Genomic DNA, 10,834 nt, shown 5'->3' on the forward strand with positions numbered 1-10,834 from the left:
GCGAACGGGTCTTCAGCTGGCTAACCGCCACATTAGGAGCGAACCGTACGAACCGCCCGGCGCACTGCGCCATCGGGGAACCGCCCGGTCGCCGGGGGCGGGTCAGGGCCGCTGAGGCAGCGTCAGCGTCGCCAGGGCTCCGCCGCCCGGCGGATTCGTGAACTCCAGCCCCGCGCCGAGCACCTCCGCCTGCCCCAGGGCGATGGTCAGCCCGAGCCCGTGCCCCTTCGACCCGCCCTCGGTGCGGAACCGCTGCGGTCCGTGGGCGAGGAGGTACTCCGGATAGCCGTCCCCGTGGTCCCGTACGGTGATCACCGGCCCGTCCACGGTCAGCACCACCGGCGCCCGCCCGTGCCGGTGCGCGTTCGCGACCAGGTTGCCGAGCACCCGCTCCAGCCGCCGCCGGTCCGTCTCCACCCGCGCGTCCCGTACGACGTCCACGCGCGTGTCGGTGCCGGAGCCCCGGACCACCCGCCCGGCCAGCGCGCCCAGCGCCTCCGGGTCCACCTCCAGCCGCTCCCGCCCGCTCTCCAGCCGGGAGATCTCCAGCAGGTCCTCGGTGAGCGTGCGCAGGGCCGCCACCCGGTCCCGGACCAGCTCGGTCGGGCGGCCCGGCGGCAGCAGCTCGGCCGCCGCGTGCAGGCCGGTGAGCGGGGTGCGCAGCTCGTGCGCCACGTCCGCGGTGAACCGCTGCTCGGCGAGCAGCTTGCCCTGCAGCGACGCCGCCATGGAGTCCAGCGCGGCGGCGACCGAGGCCACCTCGTCCTGCGGGCGCGTCGGATCCTTCGCCCGGGGATCGTCGACCCGCGCGTCGAGGTCGCCGGCGCTGATCCGCCGCGCCACCCGCGCCGTCGTGTGCAGCCGGCGCGTCACCCGCGTCACGGCGAACGCGCCCACCAGGAGCGTCGCCCCGATCGCCGGCGCCGACGACCACACGATCGCGCCGTCCAGGCCGTCGATGGTGCGCCGTCCCTGCGTGTGGTCGACCCGCACGGCAAGGATCCGGCCGCCCTCGGCGGGGCCCGCCGCCCACATCGTGGGGTGCCCGTCGTGTTCGGTGACCATCGTGCCGCGCCGGCCCGAGACGGCCAGCTCCCGCAGCCGCTCCGGCACCCCCGGCGGATCGACGCCGGCACCCCGCCGCAACGGGTCCCCGGCCTCGTACGCCCGCGTCGCCTCTCCCAGCCGGGACAGGGCGTCGTCGCGGGCCCGGCCCACGGTCTGGTCGGTGACCGAGACGTGCACCAGGACGCCGAGGAGCGCGGCGAGCGCACAGCACATGACGGCGATGAAGACGGCGGCCTTCACCGCGAGCGGGCCGGCCCAGCGGGGGAGGCCGAACCAGGACCTCACCGGGCACTCGCCGACGGGGGCGCGGACCCGGACGCCGAGGGGGACGGGGACCGGGACTCGGACCGGGACTCGGACGGGGACGCGGACGGACGCTTCGTGTGCTTCCCGCCGTCGTCCGTGCGCAGCATCTCGTCGCTCGTGAGCAGCATGGCCCGCTGGTCGGGGTCCCACGTCCACTGCAGCCGGTACTCGTAGCCCGCGACCTCCGACGGCGACCGGACGATCACCGCCCGCCCGGCCAGCTCGACCGCGCTCACGGCGTCGTCGTACGACATGACCCGCACCAGCCGGTCCTTCTCGACCGTGTAGACGCGCACGGCGGTCAGCTTCTCGGGCAGCAGACGGAACCCCAGGGTCATCTCGGTACGCCCGTCACCGGTCAGGTCGCGGTAGTACGGCCTGAGCACCGGGCACCGGTCGTCCTCGCCGTCGGCACCGACGGCGCCGCCCGTGCCGCAGTCCGCCATCCGGCGGGCCGTTTCGCGGTACGGCGCCCCGTCGCCCTCGTAGTCGTCCGGATGCGCGGTGATCTCGGCCCGTACGGCGGCCACCGGATCCGCCTCGCGGATGTCGCCGCCGGGCGCGGTCACGCCCTCGACGACCTCGTTGTCCACCTCGCCGATGGCGTAGGCCGGACTCGACGCCGGCGTCAGGTCGGGCCAGAGCCGGGCCGGGCTCTGCGCGGCCGGTGTCGCGCCCGCGCTGCGCAGCCCGCCCGAGTCACCGCAGGCGGCCAGCGCCCCGGCCGCCGCGGTCGCCAGGAGCAGCGCGAGGGCGGTGCGGGCGCGGGCGGGGCGCCCACGGCGGCTCGGGAGCACTGCACTCCTGGGGTTCGGTGATCGTCACTGGCGGCCTGGACGGACTGCTCGGGACCGTACGGGCGTCCATTTTGCCCGCGTGTCGACGCATCGGGCCACCGAACGCCCGGGTGGCACTCCGCGCTTCCGCGCGGATCGCACCTTCTTCCGGGACGGCCCCTCTCCGGTGGTGCATCCGGTACGCCCGGTTACCCCTGCTACGTCCGGTACCTCCGGTGTATTCGGAGCACCCGGTAGCGATGGACCGTCCCCGCCCCCGCCGTCCCCGTACCGAGGGTCCTGCGCGCCTCCTCCGGGAGGTATCCGGCTTCTTGCCCCGCAGCGCCTCGCCTGTTCCCATGGTCGTGGGGTGATGATGCATGAACGGACTGCGCGTCATACCGACCCGGCGACACGGTCAGGAACGGCTGTACGTCTGCCTCCCGGACGGCGGGAACGTCGCCTGGTACGACCGTGAGACGGCTCGGGTCAACCTGCTGAGAGAGGACCGCGAGGACGAGGTGCTCGAAGCCCTGGGCCCCTTCCTCACCGGCCCGGTCACGGTCGGCCCGCCTCCCGTCCCGACCCCCGCCGAGCTGGCCCGGCTCTCCCTCCACCCGGACGACGACCTCGCCCCCAACCGGCCCGGCGAGGCGCTCCTGATCTCCCTGGAACGCGACCCCGGCCCCGCCCACCGGCTGCGGCGATCCGATCCGCGTCGCCGGGCGCTGGCGGCCGAGCAGGCGGCGGGGGCGGCCCTCGACCGCCTCGACGGCGCCGGCTGGCACACCCTGCACTCCGTGCCGCTGCCCGGCGGCGACCGCGTCCACCACCTGGTGATCGGCCCCGGCGGTCTCTACGCCGTCCACGCGCTGCCCGCCCGCAGGCAGCGCGTCCACATCACCGACCCGCTGGTCGCGCTGGGCCGCCGCGAACCGCTCCCGCTGCTGCGCCGGGTCCGCGCCGACGCCGACCGGGCCGCCCACGCCCTGACGGCCGAGGTGCACCCCGTCCTCGCCCTCGTCGACCCGGCGCACGTGGCCGTCACGGCCGCTCCCCGCTCGGTCCGCGTCCTCACCGACGAGGAGCTGCCGGACCTCGCCCGCCTGGGCGGGATGCTCAAACCGGCGGACGTGGAGGCCCTGCACGCCATGGCCCGGGACCGCGCCACCTGGACCCGCGTCTGAGGGACCGACGCGGGCGGGGTCGCGGGTTCCGGGCGGGCGGCGGGGGCTGGGGTCGCGGGTCTCGGGCGGGCGACCGTGGGTCAGGGCAGGGCTGCCGCCCGCCGTCGGTCGAACAGCGGTGCCAGCAGGTCGCCGTGGTCCCGTACTCGTGACCCGACGTCCTCCGCCCGGAAGACGAACTGCTCCGCCCGCCGGCACCCGGCCACCTCGTCCCACGTCACCGGCGTGGAGACCGCCGGCTCGGAGCGGGCCCGCATCGTGTACGGAGTGGCCGTGGTCTTGCGGGCGGCGTTCTGACTCCAGTCGACGAACACCTTCCCCGGCCGCAGGCTGCGCGTCATCCGGTGCACCACGAGCCGCGGCAGGGCCCGCTCCGCCTCCACGGCGAGGGCCTTCGCGTACTCCGACACCCGCTCCGACGACGACCCCCGCACCCCGGCCAGCAGATGCAGCCCCTTCGCCCCGGACGTCTTGGCGTACGCCTCGATCCCGTCCGCCGCCAGCCGCTCCCGCAGCCACAGCGCGACCTCGCAGCAGTGCACGACGGTCGCGGGCGGCCCGGGGTCGAGGTCGAACACCAGCCGGTCGGCCTCGTCGGGATCGTCCGCGGTCCACTGGTGCGTGTGGAACTCGGTCACCAGGTTCGCCGCCCACATCAGGCTCGCCAGGTCCTGCACCAGCACCATCCGGGCCGGTCCCTCCGACCGGGGTACCTCGGCCGTGGTGACCCAGTCGGGCGTACCCGGCGGCACGTTCTTGGTGAAGAACACCTGGCCGTCCGGTCCGTCCGGGTACCTCAGGAAGGAGACCGGACGGTCCCGCAGGTGCGGCAGCAGCACCCCCGCGGTCGTCGCGTAGTAGTGCAGCAGCTCGCCCTTGGTGAGGCCGGTCGCGGGATACAGCACCTTGTCCAGGTTGCTGAGGGCGATCCGTCGCCCCTCCACCTCTGTGATAGGCGCCATACCATGAGAATCTCACGAAACGCGGACAAACCGCCCGACGGTCATCCGGCAGTCGACCGACTGGAAAGGGTGTGCTGCACGTGCGATCGATCTGGAACGGCGCGATCTCCTTCGGCCTGGTCAGCATCCCGGTCAAGCTGATGAACGCGACCGAGAGCCACGCGGTCTCCTTCCGTCAGATCCACACGGAGGACGGCGGCCGGATCCGCTACCGCAAGGTCTGCGAACTGGAGGACCGCGAGGTCGGCCAGGACGAGATCGGCAAGGCCTACGAGGACGCCGACGGATCGATGATCCCGATCACCGACGAGGACCTGGCCCGCCTGCCGGTCCCCACCGCGCGGACGATCGAGATCGTGGCCTTCGTGCCCGAGGAGCGCATCGATCCGCTCCAGATGGGTTCCGCGTACTACCTCGCGGCGAGCGGCGCCCCCGCGGCCAAGCCGTACACGCTGCTGCGTGAGGCGCTCGGGCGCAGCAACCGGGTCGCCGTCGCCAGGTTCGCGCTGCGGGGCCGTGAGCGCCTCGGCATGCTCCGGGTCGTCGGCGACACCATCGCGATGCACGCCCTGCTCTGGCCGGACGAGGTGCGCGCCCCCGAGGGCATCGCCCCGGACGCCGGTGTCACCGTCCGCGACCAGGAGCTGGACCTCGCGGACGCCCTGATGGCCACGCTCGGTGAGATCGACCTGGACGAGCTGCACGACGAGTACCGCGAGGCCCTGGAGGAGGTCATCGCCGCGAAGGCCGCCGGTGAGGCGCCCCCTCAGGCTCCGGAGGCGGCGCCGCCCGGGAAGGTGCTGGACCTGATGGCCGCCTTGGAGAACAGCGTGCGGGTGGCACGGGAGTCCCGGGGCCGGAAAGGGGCCGGGCCGGCCGAGGAGGCCGAGGTCGCGTCCCTGCCGCGGCGCGGGGAGTCGTCCCCGCGGGCGCCCGAGGAGACGGGCGGCAAGAAGTCGACGTCGACGGCTGCGAAGGACCGGGCGGCGAAGGACACGGCGGCGAAGGACACGGCGGCGAAGAAGACGGCCCAGAAGAACACGACGGCGAAGAACGCGTCGGCGAAGAACGCGTCGGCGAAGAACACGGCCGGGAGGGTGACGGAGACGCGGAAGCCGCCGGTGAAGAAGTCGACGGCCTCCGCCACCGGGAAGCCGGCGGCGACATCGGCCCGGCCCGAGAGGAGGAGCGCGCCGAAGAGCACCGCCGAGAAGGCGACGGGCGCGGGCAGGAGGACGGCCGCCAAGAGTACGGCCGCCAAGAGCACCGCCGGGAAGCGCACCGCCGGGAAGGCGGCGTCCCGCAAGCGCAGCGCCTGACGCCTCCCGGGACGTGGAACCGCCGCGGGCTCGGCTCGTCGGCCTGCGTTCAGCCGATCGGCCAGGGGGAGAGCGACGCCCGGGGGACGGCGGACGGGGCGGACTCGAAGACCGCGGGGCTCGCGGAGCCGGACGTCGTCGGCGCGAGGGAGGCCGCTGTGGGCAGGAGCGGGCTTTCCTCCAGGTGCTGTCCGATCGTTTCGGCCGGTTCGCCGCCCGGGGCGCCGGGTCCGGTGGACAGTTGCGACCACGCGGTCAGGGCCAGGGCGACCGCGGCGGCCGTGCCGACCACCCGGCCGACCCGCCGGATCCGGGCGCGACCGCCCAGCTCGCGCCAGGCCGGGCCGGTCCAGGGGTCCTCCGGGTGCCACGGCTCGCCGACCACGTCGAAGGGCGGCCCGGGCCGCCATCCCGGGCTCCGCTCGCGCGCGGCGGGTTCCCTGGGGGCGGAGGCGCGGATGGCGCGCTCGTTGTCCTCCAGGAACTGCCGCCAGACGTGCTCCGGAACGGACGGCGTACCGTCCGGCCCGTCCGGCGTGGCGCCGCTGCCCGGCCCGGAAGCGGTCATGGTCCTGCTCTTCCTCTCTTCTTCTCTTCTCTTCGTGGGCGCGTACGGCGATCCGGCGGGAGCGCCGCGGGAGCTGCGGGGCGGACCGGGGCCCGCCTGCGGCCGGAGTGCCGTTCCGCGCCGCGGCACCGTGCCGGTGTCGCTCCCGGGCGCCGTGCGGCAGGCGACCGCGGGTCGTCGTTCCATCGGATCATTGCACAGTGCAAAAAGTGATCGCCAGGGTCACCGCCCGCGTTCTTCCGCCCGCCACCGGTCCCGGGGCCCGCTGGTCATGGCCGGCGGTCTCCGTGGGCCGCGACCAGCCGCACGAAGGGGACGGCCCGTCCGGCCTCGCGGAACGACGCCTCGCCGCCGTCCACCGCCAATCCCATGAACGCGCAGAGCCGCCGGGCCGTTCCCGGGCGCCGCCGGGCGTACTCCGCCATGATCCCGGCACCCTCCTCGGCGGGGAGGAAGTGGGCGGTGACGGCGTGGTGCCGGTTGCCGAACTGGATGACGGTCTTGGGCTGCTGACGCAGGTTCCGGTACCAGTCCGCCCGTGGGCCGAAACCGGAGGCGACGGTCCAACTCCGCCCGGAGGGCTCGGAGGAGCCGTACTCGCGGGAGCCGGTCGCCTGCGGGCCGGTCGCCTGCGGGCCGGTCGCCTGCGGGCCGGTCGCCTGCGGGCCGGTCGCCTGCGGGCCGGTCTCGCAGGAGTCGTGGGCGACCACTTCAAGGACCACCCGGCGGTCCCGGCCGCTGTTCCGGCCGGTGTGGTGCAGCAGGAGCAGCCGCTTTCCGAAGAGCGGCCCGAGTCCCGCGCGGAAGAGGAGGATCGGCAGCCGTGCGGCGGTGCGCCGCCGGCCGGCGGGCAGTTGGGGCCGGCGGGGCCGGCGGGACGCGTTGTCCGTGCGTGCCATTGCCACTCTCCGGTTTCGGGGTCCAGGGGTCTCGCGGGCGACCGGTACGGGGCCGGTACCCGGGCAGGGGGCGGGCCCGGGCGGGAACCGCCTCCCACGTCCACCTTTGCACAGGGAAAAGGTGGACGGGCAGTGGCCGCCGCCCCTTTTCGCGCCAGTCCGGACGCCTCTGTTCCGATCAGAGGGATGAGCAGGCACTTCGGCACGGTAGAAAGGACACATGCCGGAGCGTGAGATGCCCGTCGGGGGCCTGGACGACGTCGACGCGGTCACCAGGGCCGTGCTGGCCGCGTCGCGACTGCTGGTGGCCGTCTCCGCGCGGTCGCTCGCCGAGGTGGAGGAGCGGGTCACGCTGCCCCAGTTCCGGATGCTGATGGTGCTCTCCACCAGGGGTGCCACCAAGCTGGTCGCGCTCGCCGAGCACCTTCAGGTCGCCCCGTCGACGGCGATGCGCATGGTCGACCGGCTGATCGCGGCCGGGCTCGCCGACCGGCAGACCAACCCCCGCAATCGGCGCGAGACCCTGCTCCGGCTCACCGACGAGGGCCGGCACACCGTCGCGAACGTCAGTGCCCGGCGCCGCGCCGAGATCGCCGCGATCGTCGAACGGCTCGCACCGAGCCAGCGGGCGGCCCTCGTCGAGGCGCTCACCGCCTTCAGCGAGGCCGGCGGCGAGCCCCTCGCCCCGGCGCCGGACGACCCGCAGGCGCATCCACTGGGCTGGGCCGTGGACGTCCCCGCGGCCGAGGACGCCTGACGCGTTCAGGGGGCACGGCGCGTCACGGGGTGGACGGCGAGGGGGCGGGCGTCGGGGAGGACGTGTTCACGTTCAGGTCGGGCCGCGGCTTGAGCACCAGCACCCGCTCCCCCGGCTGCGGAGGGGGCGGGGTGACCTTCTCCCTCGGCAGTTTCGCCGGGCCGGTCTGCTGGAAGACGACCTTGTCGTACTCGACCAGCCCGGTCTTCTCCAGCACCGTGATGTGGTCCAGGACGGTGTCGTTGGCCAGGTCGGCCAGCTGCCGCACGAGCGTGTTCTTGGTGGTGGCCCGGATCTTGGCGATCGCCGGGAAGATCTGGCCGTGGGTCACCCGCATGATGTTGACGGCCGACGAGTCGAACTCCCCGCCGCTCTTGGCCTCCACCGCCGCCACGAAGCCCTCCTGCTGCGGGGAGGCCCGGTTGGGCAGCGTGATGCCCAGTTCGGGGGCGATCTCGCGGCACATCGCGTCCAGCCCGGCGTGACCGACGACCAGGTGCTCGCCGGCCGTCCTCATCGCCTGCGACGAACCGCGCTCCATCACCGTCTCGCCCAGCGGGTACTCCCACAGCCCCGCGGCCCGGACCTTGACCACGAAGTCGCGGTCGGCCTCGGTGAGCGGCCCGGACCTGGTGCCGGCGATGACCCGGTCCTGGTCACCGTCGGCCTTGTCCAGACCGAGCACGGCGGGGAAGGCCAGCGCGGTGAGGGTCAGAGCCATCGTGCTGAACAGGACGACGACTCCGATCCTGCTGCGGGACAGGCGCATGGTGCCTCCAGGGGCGACGCGAGCGACGCGCACGCGACGCGCACCCGACTCGTACTCGTACTCGTTCGCCAGGAGGTACGGAAACCGCGGGCGGATGTATCACCGCCCGGGCACCGGACTCGTGTTCAGCCGATGTCGGCCCCGTAGACGCGCTCGACCGTCATCGTGAGCAGGACCCGGCGGTCGGACACCATCGTCATCCGGTACTCGTCCCAGTCCGGGTGTTCGCCGGCGGCGGCGCGGTAGTAGGCCACCAGCGCCTCGACCTCCGGCCCGTGCGGGTCGGTGCCCGGCCCGGTGAGGGACACGACGCCCTCGGCGGTGGCCCATGACCTGCCGTCCGGGGCGGTCACCTCCAGGGCGGCCCGCGGGTCGCGGCGCAGGTTCGCCGTCTTGGCCAGCCCTTCGCGGGTCGAGATGCGGATGACGCCGGCCTCCGGGTCGTAGGCGGGCATGACGGGGGAGAGCTGCGGGCGGCCGTCCGACTTGATCGTCGCGAGCACGCCGAGCCGGCTCTCCGCCAGCAGGGCGCGGGGGTCGAAGCGAGGTGTGGTGGTCATGGGCCGATCATCACCCCCCGCCCCGTCGGCTGTCCCGCGAACCGTCCGCCGAACGCCCCCGCCAGGTGGTTCAGGGGACCGAGGGTCCGCTCAGGTAGTTGCCGTCGTTGTCGTAGGGCCAGGCGTTGGCGACGCACCCCTTGAGCCCCTTGATCTGCTGCATCATCGCCGGGGCGGGCAGGCCGGGGCCGGGGCACGTCTCGTGGCCGTGGCCGAGGCGGTGGCCGACCTCGTGGTTGATGATCAGTGCCCGGTACTCGCCGATCGGGCCGTCGAACTGCGGCGAACCCAGCACCCAGCGCTTGAGGTTCACCACGACGTCCTTGCCGCCCGCGCAGTTCACCTCGCCCCCGGTGTCGAGGCCCCACTGGCCGCAGATCGCGTCGACGGTGCCCGGCGTGGCGATCTTCACCACGAAGTCGAACGAGCCGGAGCTCACCAGCCGGAAGGAGTTCTTCCCGTCCCGGGTCCAGCCCCGGCGGTGGGCGAGCACGTCTGATATCTCGGCCGCGGCCTCGCTCGCCCGGATGTCGATGCCCTCCTCGACCAGGACCTTGTAACGGCGTACGCGGCTCCCGGTGCCCACGGTCGTACCGTCGGCGTCGGCGGTGACGAAGGCGCCCGAGCCGGTTGCGGGGATGGCGATGGTGGAGGGAGAGGGCGAGGGGGAGGCCTTCGCCGAGGCCGACGCGGAGGGACTCGACGACCCGGACGGTGTCCCGCCGGTCGCGTCGGGACCGGCCGTGCGCCGGGTGGCGTCCAGGGCGTCGGCGACGTCGGCCACCTGGTCGTCCGTCGCCTGGGGCCGGGTGTCCCGCCAGTAGGCGACGGCGGCGCCTCCCGCGAGCAGTACGGCTGCGAAGGTCAGGCCGGCCAGGACCATGCGGGCGGATCTGCGGCGGCGCCGCCTGCGGGCGCGGGCCACTCGCCCATCGCTCTCCGAGATGTCTGTCCGGCGGGAACGGCGGGCTGTGGATCGGCCCACGACGTGCGTCCTCTCTGCTTGGTCGGCGGGGTGCGCACAGTGGAATCCAGTGTGCTGTTGTACCTGTGATCAAAGCGGAAGGACGTACGAGAACATCGGAGGACACAAGTGGGCCTTCTCACACGGGTGTTGGGGTCCGACGATGCAACCCTTCGGCGTCCCGAGAGGTCCGCGAGCCCTTTCGCCGCCGTCGTACGCGCACACGTGCGTCGGGGGTGGCCCGGGAGAACCCCGGCCACCCCCCCCCCGGCCCCGACACCGATCATGTGGTGAGTGGACCGCATCTCGAGCGATGCAACTAATCCCGCGCGATGATCTCGCGTTCGCCGCGATGCATGCTGGCTGCGTTGAGGCGGAATCCGGCGCGGCGGCGGACCAGGAATTTCGGGCGGCGGGCGCGGATCGCGTTGCGGCGACGGCGGCGCGGGGAAGGCATTCGCGGCGCCGGCTCGGTCAGTTGCGGCAGACGGAAGATGTCGCTCCACATCTGCCAGGCGGACGTGATCTCGTCGGCGTCCGAACTGGAGCCGAGCGGAATCGAGAGCGCGGGATCGCGATGAACCAGCACCAGCATTTGCGTATCGTCGATGCCGCGTACGGCGACGCCGAGGAAATCGCTGACGCGAACATTGACCGCCATCCGCATGCCGAGGACGGCACGGCGCAGCACGACATGTT

At 73.8% G+C, this 10,834-nt stretch carries 12 protein-coding genes; 3 read left to right on the plus strand and 9 right to left on the minus strand.

Annotation, left to right across the window (positions count from 1 at the left end):
* Positions 1–102: 102 nt before the first annotated feature.
* Both ACP4IX_RS22860 and ACP4IX_RS22865 read right to left on the minus strand, forming a co-directional pair.
* Entirely contained in the window at positions 103–1,281 is a 1,179-nt protein-coding gene (locus tag ACP4IX_RS22860) for an ATP-binding protein (protein WP_426556498.1), read from the minus strand.
* A gap of 68 nt (positions 1,282–1,349) precedes the next feature.
* Entirely contained in the window at positions 1,350–2,171 is an 822-nt protein-coding gene (locus ACP4IX_RS22865; RefSeq protein WP_426556491.1) for a hypothetical protein, read from the minus strand.
* A 359-nt stretch (positions 2,172–2,530) separates the two neighbouring features.
* Between ACP4IX_RS22865 and ACP4IX_RS22870 the strand changes: the two genes are divergently transcribed.
* Positions 2,531–3,337, plus strand: a complete 807-nt coding sequence (locus ACP4IX_RS22870; protein WP_426522447.1) for an NERD domain-containing protein — start codon at positions 2,531–2,533, stop codon at positions 3,335–3,337.
* Between the two features lie 80 nt (positions 3,338–3,417).
* On the opposite strand, the gene ligD is transcribed toward ACP4IX_RS22870, so the two are convergent.
* Entirely contained in the window at positions 3,418–4,299 is an 882-nt protein-coding gene (gene ligD / locus ACP4IX_RS22875; protein ID WP_426522448.1) for a non-homologous end-joining DNA ligase, read from the minus strand.
* Positions 4,300–4,379: 80 nt separating this feature from the next.
* Between ligD and ACP4IX_RS22880 the strand changes: the two genes are divergently transcribed.
* Positions 4,380–5,618, plus strand: coding sequence for a Ku protein (locus ACP4IX_RS22880; RefSeq protein ID WP_426556492.1), 1,239 nt, complete (start codon positions 4,380–4,382; stop codon positions 5,616–5,618).
* Between the two features lie 49 nt (positions 5,619–5,667).
* Here ACP4IX_RS22880 and ACP4IX_RS22885 read toward each other — a convergent pair whose 3' ends face one another.
* Both ACP4IX_RS22885 and ACP4IX_RS22890 read right to left on the minus strand, forming a co-directional pair.
* Positions 5,668–6,186 carry a hypothetical protein gene (locus ACP4IX_RS22885; RefSeq protein ID WP_426556493.1) on the minus strand — a complete coding sequence of 173 codons (519 nt, stop codon included), beginning with the start codon at positions 6,184–6,186 and terminating at the stop codon, positions 5,668–5,670.
* Positions 6,187–6,455: 269 nt separating this feature from the next.
* The gene (locus tag ACP4IX_RS22890) at positions 6,456–7,085 is read right to left on the minus strand and encodes a nitroreductase/quinone reductase family protein (protein ID WP_426556494.1); all 630 of its coding nucleotides are present in this window, start codon (positions 7,083–7,085) and stop codon (positions 6,456–6,458) included.
* A gap of 220 nt (positions 7,086–7,305) precedes the next feature.
* Between ACP4IX_RS22890 and ACP4IX_RS22895 the strand changes: the two genes are divergently transcribed.
* On the plus strand, positions 7,306–7,842 hold the full coding sequence (locus ACP4IX_RS22895) for a MarR family winged helix-turn-helix transcriptional regulator (protein WP_426522452.1): 537 nt from the start codon (positions 7,306–7,308) through the stop codon (positions 7,840–7,842).
* A gap of 22 nt (positions 7,843–7,864) precedes the next feature.
* On the opposite strand, the gene ACP4IX_RS22900 is transcribed toward ACP4IX_RS22895, so the two are convergent.
* From ACP4IX_RS22900 to ACP4IX_RS22915, 4 genes are all read right to left on the minus strand, one after another.
* The gene (locus ACP4IX_RS22900) at positions 7,865–8,611 is read right to left on the minus strand and encodes a DUF4142 domain-containing protein (protein ID WP_426522453.1); all 747 of its coding nucleotides are present in this window, start codon (positions 8,609–8,611) and stop codon (positions 7,865–7,867) included.
* Positions 8,612–8,736: 125 nt separating this feature from the next.
* Positions 8,737–9,171 (minus strand): PPOX class F420-dependent oxidoreductase, encoded by a 435-nt coding sequence (locus ACP4IX_RS22905; RefSeq protein ID WP_426522454.1) that lies wholly within the window; start codon positions 9,169–9,171, stop codon positions 8,737–8,739.
* Positions 9,172–9,241: 70 nt separating this feature from the next.
* Complete coding sequence (locus ACP4IX_RS22910; protein ID WP_426522455.1) at positions 9,242–10,156, minus strand: DUF3152 domain-containing protein; 915 nt, start codon at positions 10,154–10,156, stop codon at positions 9,242–9,244.
* Positions 10,157–10,454: 298 nt separating this feature from the next.
* Positions 10,455–10,834 (minus strand): DUF6101 family protein (locus tag ACP4IX_RS22915; protein WP_426556495.1); only part of this gene is annotated, 380 nt, incomplete at its 5' end.

The sequence above is a fragment of the Streptomyces sp. WG5 genome, assembly GCF_049974565.1.
GTDB lineage: Bacteria > Actinomycetota > Actinomycetes > Streptomycetales > Streptomycetaceae > Streptomyces.